At 70.9% G+C, this 22,195-nt stretch carries 19 protein-coding genes; 7 read left to right on the top strand and 12 right to left on the bottom strand.

Annotated features, from left to right (window positions below):
- Nucleotides 1-40: 40 nt before the first annotated feature.
- Nucleotides 41-805 (top strand): VOC family protein, encoded by a 765-nt coding sequence (locus AOK17_RS20000; RefSeq protein WP_055613875.1) that lies wholly within the window; start codon nucleotides 41-43, stop codon nucleotides 803-805.
- Between the two features lie 43 nt (nucleotides 806-848).
- On the opposite strand, the gene AOK17_RS20005 is transcribed toward AOK17_RS20000, so the two are convergent.
- Entirely contained in the window at nucleotides 849-1,436 is a 588-nt protein-coding gene (locus AOK17_RS20005; RefSeq protein ID WP_055613876.1) for an ABATE domain-containing protein, read from the bottom strand.
- A gap of 89 nt (nucleotides 1,437-1,525) precedes the next feature.
- Here AOK17_RS20005 and AOK17_RS20010 point away from each other — a divergent pair, with 89 nt between their 5' ends.
- Nucleotides 1,526-2,758: a cysteine desulfurase gene (locus tag AOK17_RS20010; protein WP_079053151.1), complete on the top strand. Its 1,233-nt coding sequence runs from the start codon at nucleotides 1,526-1,528 to the stop codon at nucleotides 2,756-2,758.
- A gap of 13 nt (nucleotides 2,759-2,771) precedes the next feature.
- On the opposite strand, the gene AOK17_RS20015 is transcribed toward AOK17_RS20010, so the two are convergent.
- Nucleotides 2,772-5,282, bottom strand: a complete 2,511-nt coding sequence (locus AOK17_RS20015; RefSeq protein WP_055613878.1) for an alpha-L-arabinofuranosidase C-terminal domain-containing protein — start codon at nucleotides 5,280-5,282, stop codon at nucleotides 2,772-2,774.
- A 156-nt stretch (nucleotides 5,283-5,438) separates the two neighbouring features.
- Between AOK17_RS20015 and AOK17_RS20020 the strand changes: the two genes are divergently transcribed.
- A complete protein-coding gene (locus AOK17_RS20020; RefSeq protein ID WP_245697246.1) occupies nucleotides 5,439-5,957 on the top strand; it encodes a DUF6314 family protein in 519 nt (172 codons plus the stop codon).
- Here AOK17_RS20020 and AOK17_RS20025 read toward each other — a convergent pair.
- Nucleotides 5,954-6,538, bottom strand: coding sequence for a histidine phosphatase family protein (locus tag AOK17_RS20025; RefSeq protein WP_055613879.1), 585 nt, complete (start codon nucleotides 6,536-6,538; stop codon nucleotides 5,954-5,956). The two genes, AOK17_RS20020 and AOK17_RS20025, sit on opposite strands and share 4 nt — an antisense overlap.
- A 182-nt stretch (nucleotides 6,539-6,720) precedes the next feature.
- Nucleotides 6,721-8,160 carry an aminotransferase-like domain-containing protein gene (locus tag AOK17_RS20030; RefSeq protein WP_079053152.1) on the bottom strand — a complete coding sequence of 480 codons (1,440 nt, stop codon included), beginning with the start codon at nucleotides 8,158-8,160 and terminating at the stop codon, nucleotides 6,721-6,723.
- On the opposite strand from AOK17_RS20030, the gene AOK17_RS20035 reads away from it, so the two are divergent.
- Nucleotides 8,159-9,106, top strand: coding sequence for a DMT family transporter (locus tag AOK17_RS20035; protein WP_055613881.1), 948 nt, complete (start codon nucleotides 8,159-8,161; stop codon nucleotides 9,104-9,106). The genes AOK17_RS20030 and AOK17_RS20035 overlap by 2 nt on opposite strands.
- A gap of 93 nt (nucleotides 9,107-9,199) precedes the next feature.
- Nucleotides 9,200-9,403, top strand: coding sequence for a DUF1918 domain-containing protein (locus tag AOK17_RS20040; RefSeq protein WP_055613882.1), 204 nt, complete (start codon nucleotides 9,200-9,202; stop codon nucleotides 9,401-9,403).
- Here the strand turns inward: AOK17_RS20040 and AOK17_RS20045 are convergent.
- Nucleotides 9,400-10,695, bottom strand: a complete 1,296-nt coding sequence (locus tag AOK17_RS20045; RefSeq protein ID WP_483855179.1) for a glycoside hydrolase family 10-like protein — start codon at nucleotides 10,693-10,695, stop codon at nucleotides 9,400-9,402. The two genes, AOK17_RS20040 and AOK17_RS20045, sit on opposite strands and share 4 nt — an antisense overlap.
- A 171-nt stretch (nucleotides 10,696-10,866) precedes the next feature.
- Between AOK17_RS20045 and AOK17_RS20050 the strand changes: the two genes are divergently transcribed.
- Nucleotides 10,867-11,727: a 3-hydroxybutyryl-CoA dehydrogenase gene (locus AOK17_RS20050; RefSeq protein ID WP_055613884.1), complete on the top strand. Its 861-nt coding sequence runs from the start codon at nucleotides 10,867-10,869 to the stop codon at nucleotides 11,725-11,727.
- Between the two features lie 228 nt (nucleotides 11,728-11,955).
- Nucleotides 11,956-12,213 carry a hypothetical protein gene (locus AOK17_RS20055; RefSeq protein ID WP_055613885.1) on the top strand — a complete coding sequence of 86 codons (258 nt, stop codon included), beginning with the start codon at nucleotides 11,956-11,958 and terminating at the stop codon, nucleotides 12,211-12,213.
- A 23-nt stretch (nucleotides 12,214-12,236) separates the two neighbouring features.
- Here the strand turns inward: AOK17_RS20055 and AOK17_RS20060 are convergent, their stop codons facing one another.
- From AOK17_RS20060 to AOK17_RS20090, 7 genes are all read right to left on the bottom strand, one after another.
- Nucleotides 12,237-12,782, bottom strand: coding sequence for an NUDIX hydrolase (locus AOK17_RS20060; RefSeq protein WP_055613886.1), 546 nt, complete (start codon nucleotides 12,780-12,782; stop codon nucleotides 12,237-12,239).
- A gap of 147 nt (nucleotides 12,783-12,929) precedes the next feature.
- Nucleotides 12,930-14,270, bottom strand: a complete 1,341-nt coding sequence (locus AOK17_RS20065; RefSeq protein ID WP_055613930.1) for an NsdA family TPR-like regulatory protein — start codon at nucleotides 14,268-14,270, stop codon at nucleotides 12,930-12,932.
- A gap of 290 nt (nucleotides 14,271-14,560) precedes the next feature.
- Nucleotides 14,561-15,586, bottom strand: a complete 1,026-nt coding sequence (locus AOK17_RS20070; RefSeq protein ID WP_055613931.1) for a PP2C family protein-serine/threonine phosphatase — start codon at nucleotides 15,584-15,586, stop codon at nucleotides 14,561-14,563.
- A 497-nt stretch (nucleotides 15,587-16,083) separates the two neighbouring features.
- Nucleotides 16,084-18,585 carry a phenylalanine--tRNA ligase subunit beta gene (gene pheT, locus AOK17_RS20075; RefSeq protein WP_055613887.1) on the bottom strand — a complete coding sequence of 834 codons (2,502 nt, stop codon included), beginning with the start codon at nucleotides 18,583-18,585 and terminating at the stop codon, nucleotides 16,084-16,086.
- Complete coding sequence (gene pheS, locus AOK17_RS20080) at nucleotides 18,585-19,733, bottom strand: phenylalanine--tRNA ligase subunit alpha (protein WP_055613888.1); 1,149 nt, start codon at nucleotides 19,731-19,733, stop codon at nucleotides 18,585-18,587. Before pheS ends, pheT begins: the two co-directional genes overlap by 1 nt.
- 168 nt (nucleotides 19,734-19,901) lie before the next feature.
- Complete coding sequence (locus AOK17_RS20085; RefSeq protein WP_055613889.1) at nucleotides 19,902-21,047, bottom strand: sensor histidine kinase; 1,146 nt, start codon at nucleotides 21,045-21,047, stop codon at nucleotides 19,902-19,904.
- A 79-nt stretch (nucleotides 21,048-21,126) separates the two neighbouring features.
- On the bottom strand, nucleotides 21,127-21,969 hold the full coding sequence (locus AOK17_RS20090; RefSeq protein WP_055613890.1) for a TrmH family RNA methyltransferase: 843 nt from the start codon (nucleotides 21,967-21,969) through the stop codon (nucleotides 21,127-21,129).
- Nucleotides 21,970-22,195 lie beyond the last annotated feature (226 nt).

Below are 22,195 nucleotides of genomic sequence, written 5' to 3' on the forward strand. Positions count from 1 at the left end.
TGCCGATGTCGTCGCGGAGCAGGTGCATAGGATCGTCGGCATGGCGCTGCGACCTGTTCAGGTGAACATCAAGGCTCTCGACGGCCTGGCGGTCGGCAGGTTCTGGGCGGAGGCGCTCGGCTGGAGTGTTTTCAGCCCCGGCGTGACCACCTACGTCGGACCCGCCGGCGCACCGGACGGCGGACCCGACGGCGAACTCCTCTGGCCGCAACCGGTAGCCGTCTGTATCGACGTCGTGCCCGTCCCGGAACCCAAGACGGCGACGAAGAACCGTACGCACCTCGATCTCGCCACCACTTCCGCGGCCCATCAGACGGAGCTGGTCGCGCGCCTGAGGGCTCTCGGAGCGACGCCCGTCGATGTGGGGCAGCGAGACGTGCCGTGGACGGTCCTCGCCGACCCCGAGGGCAACGAGTTCTGTGTGCTGGAGCCTCGGGAGATCTACCGGGACACCGGGCCGATCGCCGCGGTGGTGGTCGACTGCGTGGATCCGCGGGCCATGGGCCGGTTCTGGGGCGAGGCGATGGACTGGACGGTGCACGAGGTGACCGACGATCACGCGTCGTTGCGCTCCGCCAAGAGTGGCGGCCCGTATCTCGAATTCCTCCGCACCCCCGACGTGAAGACCGTGCCGGACCGCATTCATCTCGACCTGCTGCCGTACCCGGGTGACGACAAAGAGGCGGAGGTGGCCCGGCTGCGGGCCCTCGGCGCCACCGACCTCGACCTCGGCCAGGGCGACGTCCCGTGGACGTGCCTGACCGACCCGGAGGGCCACGAGTTCTGCGTCCTCGCCCTGCCCTGACGCGGAGGCCTGACGCCACACCCCGGCACGCCTGAGCCCCCCGTCACCGCCCCTTCCGCGCCGCGTACGCCCTCGCGGCCCGTACCCGGTTGCCGCACTTCGTCGTGCACCAGCGGCGGGCCGCGTGGGAGCGCAGGAACCAGCGGGCGCAGCCCTGGGCCGCGCATTCCGTGAGCTGTTCGGCCTCGGCACCGGTGAGGAGCTCCGTGACGTCCTCGGCGAGGAGCGAGAGGGCGGCTGCGGCCGGGTTGCCGGTGTCGGGCTCGTCGGCGCGGCGCGGCCCGTCGGCCGTCCAGGCGAGCCGTGGAGTCGAAGGGGCCGCCCCCAGAGCGGAGTTGAGGGTGTCGAGACTCTCCCCGGGCGGTACGGCACCGGCGGCTCGCGCCTCGAACAGCGCGCGCGAGGCCTCCCGCAGCCCGAGGAGCCTGCCCGCCTGCCGCCCGTTCAGCGCCACCCGGTCCGGCAGCAGCTCGTGCCGTACGAGCCACAGGTGCGCGGCCTCGGTGCCGTCGAGCAGGTCGACCGGGCCGTGGCTCAGCGCAAAACGCGTGTTGACCAGGGTGAGCGAGACGAACCGCTCCTCGCCGGGGACGTGCAGGTGGTGCAGGTAATGAGGGGCCTCGTGATCCACGCCCTCATGCTAACGCTTGCGATTCTCCGTGAGAATGCCTAGCGTTCCTCACGCTGAACGACCAGAGAAACCGTGAGAGGTGAATCGCCGTGGCCCTCGACGTGGACGCGCTCCGCAAGGACTTCCCGATCCTCGGACGGACGGTGGACAGCGGTGCCCGGCTCGTCTACCTCGACTCCGGGGCCACCACGCAGAAACCGCTCCACGTCCTGGACGCCGAACGGGACTTCTACCTCCGGCACAACGCCGCCGTGCACCGCGGCGCCCACCAACTGGCCGGTGAGGCGACGGAGGCGTACGAGAGCGCGCGACGCACGATCGCGGACTTCGTCGGTGCCGACGAGGACGAGGTCGTGTTCACCAAGAACGCCACGGAGGGCATCAACCTCGTCGCGTACGGGCTGGGCAACGCCCACCGGATCGGCGCGGGCGACCGGATCGTGGTCACGGAGATGGAGCACCACGCGAACCTCGTCCCCTGGCAGCAGCTCGCGGAGCGCACCGGCGCGACCCTGGACTGGTTCGGACTCACCGCCGAGGGCCGCCTCGATCTGTCCCGTATCGACGAACTCCTCGACGAGCGCACGAAGGTCGTCGCCCTCACCCATCAGTCGAACGTCCTCGGCACGCTCAATCCGGTACGGCTGATCGCCGACCGCGCGCACGCCGTCGGCGCGCTGGTCGTGGTCGACGGCGCCCAGTCCGTGCCCCACCGACCCGTGGACGTGCGGGAGTTGGGCGCCGACTTCCTCGCCTTCTCCGGGCACAAGATGCTCGGCCCGAACGGCGTCGGCGTGCTGTGGGGCCGACGCGAACTCCTCGCGGATCTCCCGCCGTTCCTCACCGGCGGCTCGATGATCGAGGTCGTCGAGATGGACCGTGCGACGTTCCTGCCACCGCCCCAGCGGTTCGAAGCGGGCGTCCCGATGGCCCCGCAGGCGGTCGGACTGGCCGCGGCCGTCGACTACTTGAGGGCTCTCGGAATGGACGAGGTCGCCGCACACGAGGACGTCCTGACCGCGCGGGCCCTCCAACTCCTCCAGGAGATCCCGGGCGTACGCATCGTCGGCCCGCGCGGCACCGAGGAACGCGGCTCGGCGGTCTCCTTCGCCGTCGACGGCATCCATCCGCACGACGTCGGCCAGGTCCTGGACGACCGCGGTGTCGCGGTCCGCACGGGTCACCACTGCGCCCGTCCCATCGTCCGCCGCTACGGCGTCCCGGCCACCACCCGGGCGACTTTCTACGTCTACAACACCCTTGAGGAAGTGGAGCAGTTGGCGGAGGGAGTGCGGGCGGCCCAGGCGTACTTCGGTACCTGAGCCGCCCGCCGGTTCACCCCTTCCCGATCCGCAGGAAGGTGACCGAGTTCGCCGGGAAGGTGTACGTGAATCTGTCGGCCACTCCGGAGAACGTGGAGGTGACCGGCGTGACGGGCGCCTCCGTCTCGGTGTTCACGGCGTCGGGCGTGGCGGTCAGCGTGGTCACCGCGGCCTTCGGGCCGACCTTCGCGCCCCCGAGGTCGATCGCCGTACGGGCGTCCGCCGCCTGGGCGTTGACCACCTTGACGATCAGGTCACCGGTCCTCTTGTCCTTGGTGACCACCTGCCGGAACGGCTCGGCCGGCTTGTCGTCGGTGAAGCTGCCCCACTCCTTGCCGTCGAGGAGGAGGGTCACCTGCCGGCCGCGCACCTTGATGTCGATGTCGTAGGCGCGGCCCGTCTCGATGGACCCGGCCTTGGAGACGAGCGTCGACTTGCCGCCGTCCACGGCCTGTTCGACCGCGGACTGGGTGTTGTTCCAGCCGCCCAGGTTCCACCAGTAGTAGTTCCCGGTGTCCTTGACGCCGAAGGCGACGAGGAAGCCCTCCTTGCCGGACTTCTTGGTGGCCTTCACGTGCAGGTCGTAGTCGTGCCAGGCCGGGTCGCCCGCGGAGACCATGGTGTTCTCGGCCGCCACGTCGCTCTGCACGTACTGCCCGTCCTGGACGCTCCAGCTGCCGCCGCCCGTGTGCGTCCACTTGGACGCGTCACCGGAGAAGTCGTCGCTGAGCAGCGCCGTACCGTCCGCACCGGTCACCTTCACATCGTCGTACGCGGCGGTCGTCGCCCACGTCGACAGGCCGACCGCGCCCGTGATGGGCCCGCTCAGCGAGGGTGTGCCGGTCGCGGTCGAGGGCACGACCCGGTCGCCGACGTTGCGCATGAAGAGCTTCTGGACCTCGTAGTTGGCCGAGTTCCAGGAGGCGTGGTTGTTGAACCAGATCAGGTCGGGCCGCCACTGCACGTAGTCCTCGTTGGCGAGCAGCGGGGCGTACGAGGCGAGCTTCACGATGTCCGCGTTGCGCTCCAGGCCGGTCATGAACGCCGCTTCGGAGAGGGCGTTCTTGAAGGTGTTGCCCTGCGAGGCGTACTCGCCGAGGAAGACCTTCGGCCCCTTCCTGTCGTACGAGTCGTAGCGGTCGTTGTTCTGGAGGAACCACTGCGGGCTGTTGTAGTAGTGCTCGTCGACCATGTCGACGTTCGCTTCCCGGTTGAGCTTCCAGGCCGTGTCGAACGTCGAACCGCTGTCGTCCGGGCCGGAGTTGGAGACGACGGTGATGTCCGGGTACTTCGCCTCGATGGCCGCGCGGAACTTCTTGAAACGCTCGAAGTACTCGTTCGGCAGGTTCTCCTCGTTGCCGACCGCGAGATGTGTGAGGTGGAAGGGCTTCGGGTGGCCCGCCTTCGCCCGCTTCCTGCCCCACTCGCTGGTCACGGGACCGTTGGCGTACTCGATGAGGTCCAGGGTGTCCTGGATGTGCCGCTGGAGGAGCGCCTCGTCGTCGACGGCCCTGTTCTGGCCGCAGCCGGTGACGAGCGCGGGCACCACGGGCAGCGGCATCGCTCCGATGTCCTCGGAGAACTGGAAGTACTCGTGGTAGCCGAGCCCGTAACTCTGGTTGTAGCCCCAGAAGTTGGCGTTCGTCGGACGCTGCTCGACGGGTCCGACGGTGTCCTTCCACTGGTACGAGCGCTTGCGCTCCCAGTTGGAGGCCTCGCTGTAGTCCTGCATGGAACCCGTGTTGACGAGGCAGCCGCCAGGGAAGCGGACGAAGGCGGGGTCCAGGGCGGCGATCTTCTGGGCGAGGTCCTTGCGCAGACCGTGACCCTTGTACGTGTCGCGCGGGATGAGCGAGATCATGTCGAGCGCGGCGGGGCTGGCGGCGGCCACGGTGAGCCGGCCGGTGGCGCTGGTGCGGGTGACGGTGAAGCGTGCCTTGTACTTCGCCCAGCCGCCGCGGGCGGTGACGCGCCTGGCCTCGGCGAGTTCGCCGTCGGCGTCCTGGAGGGTGACCGTGAGGGCCGACCTTCCGTCCGCGCGGGCCCACACCGAGAAGTCGTAGACCTTGCCCTTCTCGACCGAAATACCGGTGTTGTAGCCGGAGTTGGTGACGGACGAGCCGCCGTCCAGAGCGAGGTACGTGCGGTTGCGGGCGTTCAGTCGGCCGTCGTCGTCCGCGGTCTTCGCGGTACCGGTGGTCGCCCAGGAGGTCAGCGACGTGTACGAGCCGTTGTCGGCCTTCGAGTACTCGAAGGACCGGTTCTGCACGAGCTCCGCGTACAGACCGCCGTCCGCGGCCCGGTTGATGTCCTCGAAGAAGACGCCGTACATCGTGTCGTCGATCTTCGCGCCCGCGGTCCTCGGGTCGACGGTGATCGCGTAGTCGGTGATGTCCTCGGCGGTGACGTCCTCGGCAGTGGTGCCCTCGGCGGCGGCGTTCACCGGGGCCGGTACGAGGAAGGACGCGGCCAGCAGTGCGGTGGCGGTGAGGGAGAGTCTCCAGCGGGTGCGGGTGCGTGACATGGATCCTCCGCGGCTCTAGAGGGGGTCAGCAAGCGAGGTCAGTAAACGGAGTCCGTTCGAGATATCGGACGCTGATCAATACTTCGAACGGCAAGATAGGTAGAGGGCAGGAGCACGTCAATGGGTTGCACAGGAGAGGCCGGGGAGGCGGAGGGGATGTCCGAATACTGGCCGGTGACCGATGTGTTGGCGTATCTGGCGGGCGGCTGGCACGTGGAGCGTTCGGTGCGGGATCTCGCGAGCGGGGCCCGGGGTTCGTTCGGCGGGGCGACGGTGTTCGAGCCGCTCGACGACGAGAAGGGGCTGCTCCACCACGAGTCCGGCACCTTCGTGTGGCAGGACGTGGCCCGCCCAGCCGAGCGCACCCTGCGGTTCCTGGCGGACGAGGACGGAGCCGGCCGGGCGGACGTACGGTTCGCGGACGGCCGCCCCTTCCACGACCTGGACCTGACCTCCGGGCACCACGTCACCGACCATCCGTGCGCGGCCGACCTCTACCGGGGCGAGTTCACCGTCCACGACGCGGACCACTGGCGGACGGTGTGGCGGGTGGGCGGCCCCGCCAAGGACCTACTCCTCACCACGGACTACACGCGGGCCTCGGAGCGAGGGCCCGCGCACGATTCCGAACGGAAGCCGCAGCACGCCTCCGAGCGGAATTCCGGGCAGGGCTAGAGGCGCTCGGACTGCGCCTCGAAGCGAAGGTTCCAGCGCCCGGCCCGGCCGGTGAGCGTGGCCGTCGACAAGGGCCGGACGTCGAGGTTCCAGTACGCCGACGGGTGCGCCTTCAGGGAGTAGACGAGCGCGGCCCGTACGACGGCGGGCTCGGCCACGGCGACGATGCGGCCCCCGTCGTCGGCGGGGCGGGTGTCGAGCCAACCGCCCACCCGCTGGATGAACTCCACCAGGGACTCTCCGCCGTGCGCGGCGGAGTACGGGTCGGCGAGCCAGGCGTCCACGGCCTCGGGTTCGCGGGCCATCGCCTCGCCGAGCGTCAGCCCGCGCCAGCGCCCCATGTCGCAGTCCCGCAAGGCGGGCTGGGCCAGCGGCGCGAGGCCAAGGGCGTCACCGGTGGCCCGGCTGCGCGGAGTCGGCGAGCAGTACCGCAGCTCGGCCACCGCCAACGGCACCAGCATGTGCGCGACGCGTTGCACCTCGCCCCAGCCCGCCTGGTCCAGCGGCCGGTCGTCGTCGAAACGCTCGGCGAGCAGCGAGGAACTGCGGGCGGCGGCGACCAGCGTGACCCGAACATGCATGCGGCGATCGTGGAGCGCGGGACTCCGCAGGTCAAGAGGTGATCGGCAGCACTCACGGAATGCTCACGGACGGTTGATCGTCGAGGACCCGGTGCCATCGAATCGCCGGGCCTGAGCCGGGTTTGAGCCGGGCCCGGCTCAGGCCCGGTTCCGGCCTGGGTGAGGCCTGTTTCAGGTCAGGCTCAGGCCCGGAGCACCTCGTCACAGGCCGCCCGCAGTCTCCGTACGCCCTCTGTGATCTCCGTCGTCCCCGCGACCGCCGCGAAGCTCAGCCGGAGGTGTGCGGCCGGAGGTTCGGCGCTGAAGTAGGGGCGGCCGGGGGTGACGGCGACGCCCGAGCGGAGCGCGGCGGTGAACAGGGCCTGTTCGTCCGTGCCGTCGGGGAGGCGGAGCCACAGGTGGTAGCCGCCGGACGGGATGTGCGGCAGGGCGAGTTCGGGGAGGTTCAGCCTGAGTGCGGCGGTCATCGTGTCGCGACGGTTCCTCAGCTCGGTCGACACGGCACGCAGATGCCGTGGCCAGGCGGGCGAACCGACGAGTTCGAGGGCCGCCTCCTGGAGCGGGCGCGGCACGAAGAAGGTGTCGACGACCTGGATCGCCCGCAGCCGTTCCAGTACGGGACCGCGGGCGGCCAGCGCGCTCACCCGGAAGCTCGGCGAGGTCGCCTTGGTGAGGGAGCAGACGTGCACGACGACTCCGTCGGGGTCCTCCGAGGCCAGCGGACGCGGCAGCGGCCCGGAGTCCTCGTGCACGAGTCGGCGTACGAAGTCGTCCTCGACGACGAACGCGCCCGCGTCGCGTGCGATCCGCAGGACCTCGCCGCGTCGCTCGGGGGCGAGCACCGCGCCGGTCGGGTTCTGGAAGAGCGGCTGGCAGACGAAGACGCGGGCGCCGGTCGCCCGCAGGGCGTCGGCGAGCAGCGCCGGTTTCACCCCGTCCCGGTCCACGGGCACCGGCACGGGTCTGAGGCCGGCGGCGCGGGCGATCGCCAGCATGCCGGGGTAGGTGGGCGATTCGACGAGGACCGGAGCGCCGGGCGGGGCGAGCGCGCGCAGCGCGGTGGTCAGCCCGGACTGGCCGCCCGCCGTGATGAGCACCTCGGCGGCGGTGACGGCACCGCCGATGCCCCGCGCGAACCACTCGCGCAGCTCCGGCAGCCCGTCCACGGGCGGGCGGCCCCAGGCACCGGGGCGGCGGCCGGCCCGGGACAGGGCGGCGGCCATCGCCCGCTCGGGCTGGAGCGAGGGGTGCAGATAGCCACCGTTGAACTCGACGACTCCCGGCGGCGGGGCGGCGAGCGTGGCGACCACGGCAGAGGCGTCCACCGTGCGCGGTACGAGTTCGGCGGCGGAGTCCGCGCTCAGGGCGACCTCCTGCCAGGAGGTGTCCCCCACGGCCGCCCCGGCATCGCGCGGCGCGGCCCGGAACGCCCCGGCTCCGGGCCGAGTGACCACGAGCCCCTCGGCGGCCAGCTGGGCCAGCGCCCGGGACACGGTCACGGGGCTCACCCGGAACCGCTCGACGAGGGCCCGGCTCGACGGCAGCTTTCCACCTGGAGAGTAGCGGTTCAGCTCACTCCTCAGCTGATTCGCCAGATCACCGACACTGCTACGCTCTTGCATGAGAGCACAGGATAGCGCTACTGCGCAGACCGCGATAGCGGTTCCCGTCGCCCCCGGATCCGGTCGGCCCGCCACGGGCCGGGGCTCCGCCGCGAGGGCCGGCACGCTCCAGGCCGCCCTCGGTGTCACGGCGTTCTCGCTCACCTTCCCGGCCACCGCCTGGGGTCTTGAGGGATTCGGCCCCTGGTCGCTCGTCGCCGTACGGACCGTCCTGGCGGCCGTCATCGCGGGCGGCTGCCTGCTCGCCCTGCGGGTACCGCTCCCCGGCCGCCATCACTGGGTGGGCCTGGCCGTCGTCGCCGCCGGAGTCGTGCTCGGCTTCCCGCTGCTGACGACCCTCGCTCTGCAGACGTCGACCACCGCGCACGCCGCGGTCGTGGTCGGACTGCTCCCCCTGACGACGGCCCTGTTCTCGGCCCTGCGCGTCGGCACCCGCCCCTCGCGCACCTTCTGGGTCGCGGCGTTCGCGGGCGCGGCCGTGGTGATCGTGTTCACCGTGCAGCAGAGCGGCGGCGCGCTGACCAGTGCGGACGCCTATCTCTTCGGGGCCCTGCTGGTCTGCGCCGCGGGATACACGGAGGGCGGCCGACTGGCCCGCGTCATGCCGGGCTGGCAGGTCATCGGCTGGGCACTGGTCCTGTGTCTGCCCGTGACGGTGCCGGTGGCCGTGACCGCGCTGTCGTACGAGCCCGTCCAGCTGACCGCGCACAGCGTGACCGGGCTGCTGTGGGTCGCGGCGGGCTCCCAGTTCGTCGGTCTGGTCGTCTGGTACCGCGGCATGGCGGCGATCGGCATCCCGAAGGCCAGCCAGTTGCAGTTGGCCCAGCCGCTGCTCACACTGGTGTGGTCGGTGCTGCTCCTGGGCGAGCACCTGACACCGGCCGCACCGCTGACGGCCGCGGCCGTGCTCGTCTGCATCGCCGTCACCCAACGGGCCCGGGGTTGACCGGCCCGTACGAGCCGGTACCAACCGGTGTCACCCGCCGTAGACTTACGGCCACCAACCGCTACTCCCGTGCGGAACTAGGAGGCCCTACAGATGCAAGCAACCGTAGGCGACCATCTGCTGGTGCACGGCAGGATCGTCGGGCAGCACGACAAGGTCGCGGAAGTCATCGAGGTACTCGGGCAGAAGGGCAGCCCTCCTTACCGGGTCCGCTTCGAGGACGGCCACGAGACCCTGATGTCACCCGGCCCCGACTGCGTGGTCCAGCATCACGACGACACCGCCACCAACCACTAGGCCCTGCGCGCGGGCTTCGCCGGCTGCTTGTAGTGGTCGGCGACCACGCGTGCCATGGCGCCGATGCTGTCGGCCGCCACTTCCCTGGCGGAGAAGAACACGTGCCCGCGCACCTCGGGATGGTCCCGCGCGAAGGTGAGGTGGCGGGACAGCTCGGCCACCTCCTGCCAGGCCGCGGGCTGCGCGGGGTCACCGGCCTTGTAGAGCGCCTCACCGACGTACAGCTTCGTGCTGCTGCCGCGCGCGGTCTCGGCCCACCAGGGGACCAGCTTCGCGTAGTCGGCGGCGGCGAAGCCGATGTTCCAGTAGAGCTGCGGGACGATGTAGTCGATCCAGCCCTGCCGGACCCACTTCCTGGTGTCGGCGTGCAGGTCGTCGTACGTCTGCACCCCGGCCCGGGTGTCCGAGCCCCGCGAGTCGGTCGTGGCGTTGCGCCACACCCCGAACGGGCTGATCCCGAACTTGGTGCCCGGCCGGACCTTCTTGATCCGGGCGGCCGTCTCCAGCACCAGCCGGTCGATGTTGTCCCGCCGCCAGGCCGCCCGGTCGGCGAAGCCGTCGCCGTACTTGGCGAACGCGTCGTCGTCGTCGAAGACCTGGCCCGCGACCGGATACGGGTAGAAGTAGTCGTCCCAGTGCACGGCGTCCACGGCGTACTTCTTCACCGCGTCGAGCATCGCGTCCTGGACGAACGTGCGGACCTCGGGCAGCCCCGGGTTGTAGTACAGCTTCCCGCCGTACGGCACGACCCAGTCGGGGTGCTTGCGCGCGGGGTGCGAGGCGACGAGCTTCGTCGGGTCGGTGTGGTTGGCGATCCGGTACGGGTTGAACCAGGCGTGCAGTTCCAGACCGCGCGCGTGGGCCTCCTTCACCGCGGCGCCGAGCGGGTCCCAGCCGGGGGCCTTGCCCTGGACGCCGGTGAGGCACTGGGCCCAGGGCTCGTACGGCGAGGGCCACAGGGCGTCGGCCGTGGGCCGCACCTGGAAGATCACCGCGTTCAGCCGGCGCGCCACCGCCTGGTCGAGGTGCGCGAGCAGTTCGGTGCGCTGCTGGGCCGCGGTCAGCCCGGGCTTCGAGGGCCAGTCACGGTTGGCGACGGTCGCCACCCACATGCCGCGCAGTTCGCCCGCCGGAGCGCGGCGCTTGCGGGGCCGGGAGTCGTCGCCCCCGGAGTCCCCGTCGGACCCGTCACCCCCGGAGAGTTCCGCCGCCACCGCCAGTCCCGCCGTCACGAGTCCCGACAGCCCGACCGCCGCGGCCGTCGCGAATCCCCGACGTGACATACGCCCCATGCCGCACGCTCCAAACACTCCGGGTCCGCCTGGTCACGGACCGTTTCCACCGCACAGCATGCCCGACCCGGCCGGACGATCGTGTGCGGTTCCGGAGTAACGTGCGTGGCGGTGACAGGCGCCGGACGGGAACCTGTCGGGCCAGTGACGAGTGAGAGCGAAAGGGACGATGTGACCGACATCGAACGCGTCGGAGTGGTGGGCTGCGGCCAGATGGGGGCGGGCATCGCCGAGGTGTGCGCCCGCGCCGGCCTGGATGTGAAGGTCGCCGAGACCACCGGTGAGGCGTTGGAGATTGGCCGGACCCGGCTCTACAACTCGCTCTCCAAGGCGGCCGAGCGCGGCAAGATCTCCGAGGAGGAGCGCGATGCCACCCAGGCGCGGCTCTCCTTCACCACCGACCTCGGCGAGTTCTCCGACCGCGATCTGGTGATCGAGGCGGTCGTCGAGAACGAGCAGGTGAAGACCGAGATCTTCCAGGTGCTGGACCAGGTGGTGACCCGGCAGGACGCGATCCTCGCCTCCAACACCTCCTCGATCCCGCTGGTGAAGCTCGCCGTCGCCACGTCGCGTCCCGACCAGGTCATCGGCATCCACTTCTTCAACCCGGCCCCGGTGCAGAAGCTCGTCGAGCTGATCCCGGCGCTCACCACGTCCGAGGGCACCATCAGCCGGGCGCAGTCGCTGGTCGAGAAGATCCTCGGCAAGCACGCGATCCGCGCGCAGGACCGCTCGGGCTTCGTGGTCAACGCGCTGCTGATCCCGTATCTGCTCTCCGCGATCCGGATGTTCGAGTCCGGGATGGCGAGCCGCGAGGACATCGACAACGGCATGGAGCTCGGGTGTGCCCACCCGATGGGGCCGCTCAAGCTGTCGGACCTGATCGGCCTCGACACGGTTTCGTCTGTCGCGTACTCGATGTACGAGGAGTACAAGGAGCCGCTGTACGCCGCTCCGCCGCTGCTTCAGCGGATGGTCGACGCGGGGCGGCTCGGACGTAAGTCCGGGTCCGGTTTTTATACGTACGCCTGATTTCTGTGTAACCGCCTGAGCGCCCCTTCGGGGTTTGGTCACTGTCCGTACAACCTCAGGCCGACGCGGGCCCGGCTCCCTTCGGGGGGCCGGGCCCGTGGCATTCACACACCGTGTGCGCGGCGGGCTCGCATATGCCCCTCGCACACTCTCCCCACGTGTCCACCAGGCGAGTTGACTTTCCGTGCGCATGAAGCGGATGTGCCGACTACGGAAAGGAGCGGACCCGTGACCGCCGACCCGGAGCATCCCGTGGTCCAAGGAGAACTCGCAGAGTTACGCCGCAAACTCGATGTGGCTCATGCCCGCGTCGAGGGCGGCCTGGCTCTGCTCAGCCATCGCGCCGAACAGACCGCCAAGGAGGTGAACGACCTGAGCGCACGGATCGTCACCCTGGAACACACCCGCTGGCCGCTGCGTGCGGTAGCGGTCGTCACGGCCGTGGGCGCGCTCGCCGTGGCGGTCTATCAGGCTCTGGGCCGCTAGGCCCCAGGACGCGGTGGGGGGGATCAGGGCAGAGCGTCCTGCCCGAGCCTCAGATGGTGCAGGAGGAGCAGTGCGGCTGCCATATTGGCGGCCGGGACCTCGCCGCGGGCGACCATGTCGGGGACGAGCTTGAGGGGAACCCACTCCCGACGGTCCGACTCGAAGTCGTCCACGGGATGCCCGATGTACGCGCCTTCGTCGGCCCAGTAGATGTGGTGCCGTGCGTCGGTGAGCCCGTTGGACGGCTCGACGCTCATCAGATGGCGCAGGGGTCCCGGTCGCCAGCCGGTCTCCTCCTCCAGTTCGCGGGCCGCCGCGACGGCGATGTCCTCGCCGTCCTCGACGACACCCGCGGGAAGCTCCCATCCCCAGCTGTCGGTGATGAAGCGGTGCCGCCACAGAAGCAGCACCTCGTTCGCCTCATTCACCACAGTGGCCACGGCGACGGGCCGCAGCCGTATTAAGAAGTGATCGAGGTGCCGACCGTCCGGCAACTCGACATCTGCGAGATTGACGCTGAACCAGCGGTTTGCGTACACAGTTTGTTCGTTCAGTTTCGTCCACTGCACTTTTCTGCCACCTTCCGCCGAGTAGATGGCAATATGGCAGCAGGAGCGTCCTCACAGCAGGCTCACAGCAGGCCGCTCGCAGCGCAGCGGTAGGCGCAGAGTGCCCACCGCGGGGAGGCTCGGGGCTCCCCGCGATGGTGGGAACGTCTAGAGCGGTACGCGCAATGCTCCGTCGATGAGCTCGGCGGCTTCGGAGGTGCCCGCGCACCCGTTGGCCACCAGGTGTTCGCGTACCGCCCGCAGTCTGTCGCGCAGCCGCTGGGACTCCATCCCCCGCGCCCGCTCCGCCATTTCGACCGCGGTGACCACCGCCTTGTCGGCGTTTCCCTGGCGCAGTTCGATCTGGCTGAGCATGGCGAGCCGGTGCACCCTGCCCCGGTCGTGCGCCGGGTTGTCCACGGCCGCCGCGGCGTGCTCCCGCGCGGCCGACAGGTCGCCGAGGCTCAGGAGGGCCTCCGCCACCTGTACGTTCACCAGACCGGGTTGGACATAGCCGGTCTCGTCCGGTTCGTAGCCGCGCCGGATGCGCTCGGCGGCCTGCTCGGCACGCCGGATGCAGGACAGCGCGCTGCTGCCGTCGCCGAGGTGTGCGTACGCCTTGGCCTGCATCGCGTAGAGGTCCGACGCGAGCGCCGGAGTGATGTGCCGGCCCGCGGCGCGCAGCGCGGCCTCCGCGAAGGCGACCGCCTGCCGGTGCTCACGCATGAAGAGCGCCTGGTTGACGAGGAGCGCGATGACATAGGCGCCAAGTCCTCTGTCCCCGCTGGCCTTCGCGAGTCTGAGCGCCTGGTGGAAGTACCGCTGGGCCAGGCCGTGCGCGTCGGAGTCGTAGGCGCAGATGCCCGCGATCGCCACCAGACCGCCGGTGGCCCGGTGCAACTGGCGGCCGGTGGCGTCGGTGTAGCTGCCCCTGAGGAGCGGCGCGGTCTCGGAGTTGAGGAAACCGACGATGCGGGTACGGGTCGCCACGCCACCGGCCTTGCGGTACATCTGCTCGTAGTGGGCGCGGGCGGCGCGCAGCATCTCGATGTCGGACATGCTCACGCGGTGCCGTCCGCCGCGCGAGACGTCCACGTCCTCGGGCGGGTTCTCCCACTCCCACACGGGCATCACGGCGGGCGTGCCGGTGACGGCGGGGGCGCCGAGGATGTGCGGGCGCTGCTGTTCGTCGGAGCGCCACAGCGCGGTGGCGCGCTCCACGAAACCGGAGAGCGTCGTGCCGTGCGGGGTGGCCGGTTCGCCGGGCACGCCGAGGCCGATGTCGTCGAGTGTGACGGGCCGTTGGAGCCGGCCGGCGAGTACCTCGCAGATCAGGTCGGGTACCTGGCCGCGCGGTCGCTGCCCCTTCAACCACCGCGCCACGGCCGTGTGCTCGTAACGGAGTGCGAGGCCACGTGCCCGGCCTGCCTGGTTCACATGGGCCGCGAGTCCCGCGTGCGAGACACCGGCCTCGTCGAGGATCGCGTCGAGCAGAGTGTTGGGCTGCATGAATGCCATCCGGTGGCTCGGTGCAGACGGTGCTGCTTAACGTAGCGCCTCCGACTTCACACGGGGTGTGAACGGAGTGCCCGAATCCGGGCAGTACGCGCGCTGTTGCGGAGAGTTGCTACCCGGTTGACTGAATTGCCTCGTAAGAGGCCGGCCGGGCCGCCGGCTCCCCCTCGTACAGTGCGGCGGCCCGATTCGCGCCGTCCGCCCAGCTGCCTGCCCGACACTCCGTGGCGGGGCGGACGGCTCCGCCGGGTCGTTCAACTGGGTTGGGCGGGGTAACAGCGGCCCTACGGGGCGCTGTTGTGAGCCACCGGCTTGCCCTGTTGGGCAGGCACTTTCGCTCGATCGTTGCGCAGGACCAGTACGGCCACGTCGTCCGTCGGGGATCCTCCCGCGTGGCGCAGCAGTTGGGTGAAGACGGTGCGGAGTACGGACTGAGGTGTGAGCGGCTGGCACCGGGAGGCCTCGGTCAGGGCGGTGCTCAGCGGAAAGAACCGGCCGTCGCCGTCGCGGGCGTCCTCGACGCCGTCGGTGTGCAGGAACAGTGCCTCGCCGGGCAGGAAGGGCCCGCAGCGGGCGACGGGCAGCTCGGCGGGGAGCGGGAAGAGCCCGAGGGGTGGCAGGGGGTCACCGACGGCGAGGTGCTCCACATGTCCTCGTACACCGACCGGTTCCGTGTGGTGGCGCAGCAGATACGGCCTCGGGTGACCGCAGTTGATGGCGCGCATCTCGCCGTCGGGACCGATCTCCAGGAGCAGCACGGTGACGAACTCCTCGGCGACCGGGTTGTCGGGATCGAGCCCGGACGAGGGGTGCTCGGCCTTCGCGCGTTCCCGCAGATGGCGGGCCATGGCGCGGTCCAGCCTCCGTAGTACGCCCGCGAGTTCGGCCTCGTCGTGGACGGCCTCCCGGAAGCTGCCGAGCACGGCGGCGACGGTGCCGAGGGCGGCGAGCCCGTGCCCGCGGACGTCGCCCATCACGATCCGCACCCCGTGCTCGGTGCCGATCACCTCGTACAGGTCTCCCCCGACGGTGGCCCCGCGGTCGGCGGAGAACTGCGCCGCCGCGATGTTCAGCCCGTCGACGCGCGGTGGCAGCGGGCGAAGGAGGGCGCCCTGGGCGGCCCCCGCGACCTTGCGGATCTGCCGGAGTTCGCGCAGCAGCCCACGTCTGACGTGCAGCATCAGTCCCGTACCGACGGCGAAGAAGACGGCACAGCTGACGATCCGGGCGCCGAGCCCGTCCTCCTGGGCGAGCGGACAGGCCAGTTTGTACGTGATCGCCGCCGCGCCCCACACGGCGGGCAGCCCCATCTCCAGCACCCGCCGCAGTCGTTGCTGATCCCGGCCCAGCCGACGGGGCTCGCCTCTGCCGGGCCGGCGGGCCCGGGCTCGGGCTCGGCGCAGTCTGTCGGCCTGTGTGCGGCCGAGCGTCCGGGATACGGTTTTCCGCCATCGCGTCCGGTGGCCCACCCCGGGACCGGCCCGACGGAAACCCCCAGCCTTGGTATGGATCATGCCGATGGCCCCCCTAAGGCCCTGTTCAGCGCAGGCACCGGCCTGTTCGGCCGGGTCGATTCTGTCGACCGCCTGCCCCGATCGGCCCGGATCGCCCACACTTGTCACCCATATGAGTGAGGTGACACGAACAGCGCCCCGAAAGGGGCACGGGGCTGTGAATTCTGCGGCTCCGCCGCGAGAGCGCGACCAGCCACGGGCCCCTGAAAGGGGCACGGGGAACTGCGCGACAAGCCACGACGCAGCCGCAGCAAGCCATCAACCCGCAGTTCCCCGGCACCACTTACAAAGAGCTAGCTCCGAAGAACAGCCCCGGCACGCTCGCCCGCGAGGGCAACGGCGGCATCCCGCGCCGCCGAGGCCTCGTCCACGGTCAGCGTGCGATCGTCCGCGCGGAAGCGCAGCGCGTAGGCCAGCGACTTCCGCCCCTCGCCGAGCTGCTCGCCCTCGTAGACGTCGAACAGCCGGATGGACTCCAGCAGTTCACCCGCCCCCTCGCGGAGCGCGGCCTCGACGTCGGCCGCCGGGACGTCCCCGGAGACGACCAGCGCGACATCCTGCGTGGCGACCGGGAACGTCGACACGTGCGGGCCCTTGGGCAGCCCCGCACTCGCCTGCTCCAGCACGTCCAGGTTCAGCTCCATCGCACAGGCGCGCGCGGGCAGCCCCAGGGCCTTGAGGACACGGGGGTGCAGCTCGCCCGCATACCCGATGACCCGCTCGGCGCCGTCGACGACGACGGCGAGCTCGGCACAGCGGCCCGGGTGCCACGGCCCGTACTGGCCCTGGCGCACGAGGAGTTCGGTCCCCGCCTCGCGGGCGAGGGCGCGCGCGGACTCGACGGCGTCGGCCCAGTCGGCCGGGCGGCCCTTGCCCCACCAGCCGGCCTGCTCACGGGCGCCCGCGAGGACGACGGCGGCGTGCCGGGGCTGGACGGGCAGCGCGTCGGTGAGGGACGCGATCTCCTCGTCCGTGGGACGGCGGTCGACGGGCAGCCGCACCGCGACGCGCAGCTCGTCCTGCGGGTGGAAGACCAGGCCCGTCTCGAAGAGCGCCAGGTCGTGCGAGCCCCGCCCGTCGTTGCGGCGCAGGGCCTGGAGGAGGCCCGGCAGCAGCGTCGTACGGAGTGCGGGCTCCTCGTCGGAGAGCGGGTTGACCAGCTTGACGACCCGGCGCTTGGGGTCGTCGGCGGCCAGGCCGAGCTGGTCGAAGACGTGCTCGCCGATGAACGGGTAGTTCAGCGCCTCGACATAGCCGGCGCCGGCCAGCGCGCGGCCGACCCTGCGGTGCAGCCGTTGCCGGCCGGTGAGGCCGAGGCCCGCCGGGGGCTTCGGCAGGGTCGAGGGCAGGTTCTCGTAGCCCTCGAGACGGATGACCTCTTCGGCCAGGTCGTTCGGGTCCGTCAGGTCGGGCCGCCAGGACGGGACGGTGACGATCAGCTCGTCCTGCCCGTAGACGTCGCAGCCGACCTGCTGGAGACGGCGTACGACGGTCTCGCGACCGTAGTCGACGCCCGCGACCTTGTCCGGGTGGTTCGCCGGGATGCTGATGGTGCGCGGCGCCGAGGGCGCGATGACCTCGGTGACGCCCCCGTCGGCGGTGCCGCCCGCGAGGAGGACCAGCAGGTCGACCGTGCGCTGGGCGGCGGCGGACGTGGCCTCCGGGTCGACGCCCCGCTCGAAGCGCTTGGACGCCTCGGAGGCCAGCTTGTGACGGCGGGCCGTGCGCGCGATGGAGATCGGGTCGAAGTGCGCGGCCTCGACGACGACCTCGGTGGTGGTGCCCTCGGTGTCGTCGATCTCGGTGTTGGCACCGCCCATGACACCGGCCAGGCCGATCGGCCCGCGGTCGTCGGTGATCACCAGGTCCTCGGCGTCCAGCGTGCGCTTGGTGCCGTCGAGGGTGGTGAGCTTCTCGCCCGGCTCGGCCCGGCGCACACCGATCGTGCCCTGGACGCGGGAGCGGTCGTACGCGTGCAGGGGCTGACCCAGCTCCAGCATCACGTAGTTGGTGATGTCGACGGCCAGCGAGATCGGACGCATGCCCGCCTTCTGGAGGCGGCGCCGCAGCCAGATCGGGGAGCGCGCTTCCGGCGACAGACCGGTGACGGTACGCGCGGTGAAGCGGTCGCAGCCCTGCGGGTCGGAGACCTGCACGGGGTAGCCGAACGCGTTCGGGCCCGGTACGTCGAGCAGCGCCGGGTCGCGCAGCGGCAGGCCGTAGGCGGTGGCGGCCTCGCGGGCGACGCCGCGCATCGACAGCGCGTAGCCGCGGTCGGGCGTGACGGCGATGTCGAGGACCTCGTCGACGAGTTCGAGCAGCTCGACGGCGTCCGTGCCGACCTCGTGCTCGGGCGGCAGGACGATGATGCCGCCGCTGCCGTCGTCGCCCATGCCCAGCTCGTCGCCGGAGCAGATCATGCCGTGCGAGGTGTGGCCGTACGTCTTGCGCGCGGCGATCGCGAAGTTGCCGGGCAGCACGGCGCCGGGCAGGACCACGACGACCTTGTCGCCGACGGCGAAGTTGCGGGCGCCGCAGACGATCTCCTGCGGCTCACCGGTGCCGTTGGCGGTGCCGACGTCGACCGTGCAGAAGCGGATGGGCTTCTTGAAGCCCTCCAGCTCCTCGATGGTCAGCACCTGGCCGACGACGAGCGGCCCCTTGAGGTCGGCGCCGAGCTGCTCGACCCGCTCGACCTCCAGGCCGGCGGAAACGAGCTTGGCCTGCACATCGCGGCCGGTCTCGGTGGCGGGGAGGTCGACGTACTCCCGCAGCCAGGAAAGCGGGACCCGCATCAGATCTCCATCCCGAACGGCCGGGTGAACCGGACGTCACCCTCGACCATGTCTCGCATGTCTTCGACGTTGTGGCGGAACATCAGCATCCGCTCGATGCCGAACCCGAAGGCGAATCCGCTGTACTTCTCGGGGTCCACACCGCAGGCGGTCAGCACGCGCGGGTTGACCATGCCGCAGCCGCCCAGCTCGATCCAGCCCTCGGAGGAGCAGGTACGGCAGGGGCGGTCGGGGTTACCGACGGACTCGCCCTTGCAGACGTAGCAGAGCATGTCCATCTCGGCGGACGGCTCGGTGAAGGGGAAGTAGTTCGGGCGCAGCCGGGTCTTCATGTCCGCGCCGAAGAGCGACTGGACCATGTGGTCCAGGGTGCCCTTGAGGTCGGCCATGGTCAGGCCCTCGTCGACGGCCAGCAGCTCGATCTGGTGGAAGACCGGGGTGTGCGTGGCGTCCAGCTCGTCCGTGCGGTAGACGCGGCCGGGGCACACGACGTAGACGGGCGGCTCCCGGTCGAGCAGCGCGCGGGCCTGCACGGGCGAGGTGTGCGTGCGCAGCACGACACCGGACTCGCCGTCGCTGTCGGCGCCCTTGGAACCGTCGGCGCCCTTGGGACCCTGTACGAAGAAGGTGTCCTGCATCTGCCGGGCCGGGTGGTCCGGGCCGAAGTTCAGGGCGTCGAAGTTGAACCACTCCGCCTCGACCTCGGGGCCCTCGGCGATCTCGTATCCCATGGACACGAAGACGTCCGCGACCCGCTCCATCATGGTGGTCAGCGGGTGCCGGGCGCCGGGCGGTACGCGGTCGTGGGGCAGCGTGACGTCCACGGCCTCCTCGACCAGCACGCGTGCGTCGCGCTCGGCCTCCAGCTCGGCCTGGCGGCCGGCGAGCGCCTTGTTCACCGCGCCGCGGGCCTGGCCGACGAGCTTGCCGGCGGCGGCCTTGGCGTGCGGGGGCAGGGCGCCGATCTCGCGGTTGGCGAGGGCCAGCGGCGAGGCGCCGCCGGTGTGGGCGACCTTGGCCTCCTGGAGCGCGTCGAGGTCACCGGCGGCGGCGAAGGCGGCGAGCGCCTCGTCCCGCATGCGCTCGATCTCTTCCGGTTTCAGTGCCTCGACCTCAACAGGGTCGTACGACTTGTTCGGTGCCGACATCTCTTCCCGTGCTTCCGGTTGGTTGGCCAACGGTCCCCGTCGCGACTCGCGGGACGCCCTGTCTCTGAGAACGAGACGCCCTGTCCCTGAAAAGGGGACGCAAAGGTGCCAAAGGCCGAGTCTAACGGGGGTGGGGGGTGCGAATGCGCCCGTGGGGCCTCGTCGGCGTTACTGCAGGTACGCCGGGGTGCCCACGGGCAACGTAAATCGGAACTGTGCGCCGCCCTCGGGGGCGCGGCCGACCGTGATGGTGCCGCCGTGGGCCTCGACGATGCCCTTGACAATGTAGAGGCCGAGGCCGGTGCCGCCGCGCTTGCTGCCCCGCCAGAAGCGGGTGAAGACGCGGTTCATGGACTCCTCCGGGATGCCGGGGCCTTCGTCGCTCACCGTGACCGACGTGCAGGCGTCCTCTCCTTCGCGGAGGGACGGCGCGGGCTCCACGTCGATGGTGACGGTTCCCTCGCCGTGGCGCACCGCATTTTCCAGCAGGTTGCTGAGCACCTGGTCGACCTTGTCGGGGTCGGCCCACAGATCGGGCAGGGGCTGGCCCATGCGCAGCAGGAAGCGGTCGGCCGACTGGCCGGAGGCGACGTACGCCTGGATGTGCCGGCCGACGGCGGCGCCTATGTCGACGGGCTGACGGCGCAGTTCGAGGCGCCCGGAGTCGATGCGCGAGATGTCGAGGAGCTCGGCGATGAGGCGGGTGACCCGGTTGGCGTCCGCGTCCACCGTCTCCAGCATCAGCTTCTTCTGGTCGTCCGTGAACCGCTCCCACTTGGCGAGCAGCGTGGCCGTGAAGCCCTTCACGGAGGTGAGCGGCGAGCGCAGTTCGTGGGCGACCGTGGCGATCAGCTCGGCGTGACTGCGCTCGGTGCGGCGGCGGGCCTCGGTGTCGCGGAGGGAGACGACGACGCGGCGGATCGGGCCGGTGGGCCGCACCCGCACGTACCGTGCCGAGACCAGGACCTCCCGGCCCCCGGGGAGCAGCAGATTGCGCTCGGGCTGTCCGACCCGGATCGCCAGCCCGCCGTACGGATCGGTCAGCTGCCACCAGCGGCGGCCTTCGAGGTCCTCTAACGGCAGGGCCCACTCCAGGTGCCGGCCGAGGGCGTCGGCGGCGGAAGTGGCGGTGATGCGTTCCGCGGCGGCGTTGAAGCAGATCACCCGGCCGCGTTCGTCGGCGATCACGAGTCCGTCGGGCAGTTCGTCGGGGTCGAGGCCGAGTTCGGCGAGATCGCCGTGCCGGGACGCGGGCGCGCTCCGCACGTCATGTGCCCGCAGTGCGCTCTTCGCACCGCTCGTGCCGACACTCATCCCCGTACCCCACCTCTCGTCTGGCGCAGGGCCCCCGAGCCCGTCACCCTACTAGCTGGGAGTGACGGAACGGACCCCCTCAGGAACCAGCACGGCGGGCACGCTGCGCACGAGCCGACGCGTAGAGACATACGGCAGCCGCCGTCGCGAGGTTCAAGCTCTCGGCCTTGCCGTGAATGGGTACGCGCACGACGGCGTCCGCCAGCGCACGCGTCTCCTCCGGAAGCCCCCACGCCTCGTTCCCGAAGACCCAGGCCGTGGGCCCGCTCATGGTGCCCTTGTCGAGCTCGTCGTCGAGGTCGTCCTCGCCCGCTCCGTCGGCGGCGAGAATCCGCACGCCCGCGTCCTTGAGCCCCTGCACCGCGTGCTCCACGGGCACGCCGACCGCGACGGGCAGATGGAAGAGCGAACCGACCGAGGCCCGTACGGACTTGGGGTTGTAGAGGTCGACGGACGCGTCGGTGAGGACGACGGCGTCGGCGCCCGCGGCGTCGGCGCAGCGCAGGACGGTGCCGGCGTTCCCGGGGTCCCGGACGTTCGCGAGTACGGCGACCAGCCTCGGCCCGGCCTTGAGGATCTCCTCGAAGGGCGTGTCCAGGAACCGGCAGATCCCGACGAGTCCCTGCGGGGTGACGGTCGTCGAGATGTCCGCGATCACGTCCTCGGCGGCGAGGTGCACGCGGGCCCCGGCGTCCCGGGCCTCCCCCACGATGTCGGCGTACCGCTCGGCGGCGTCCGGCGTCACGAAGAGCTCGACCAGCGTCTCGCCGCTCTCCCCCCGGTGCCCGGCGGCCTCCCGCACGGCCTGCGGCCCCTCCGCGAGGAACAGCCGCTCCTTCCCCCGGAAGTTCCGCCTGGCAAGCCGCCGGGCGGCGGAAACGCGCACGGAACGGGGAGAGATCAGCTCGGGGCCGACAGGCATGGGTTCACCTTTGGTTCACGGGTGGGGCACGTCACTGCCCTGCTTCACGGGTCTGGACAGGTCCGGGCAGGTCGTTCCGCCGGGTTCACGGGGCCGGGGCGGGCGCTCCGTTTCCACCGCGGCGGCGCTCAGCGACGACGGCGGATTCCGGCAGTGACGAACCGGCCGGACGCAGCGCAAACACATATGGACCCGCAAGCCCTGAGGCGAGCGGGTCCACAAGCTA

The sequence above is a fragment of the Streptomyces phaeochromogenes genome (genome assembly GCF_001418655.1).
GTDB classification, from domain to species: domain Bacteria; phylum Actinomycetota; class Actinomycetes; order Streptomycetales; family Streptomycetaceae; genus Streptomyces; species Streptomyces phaeochromogenes.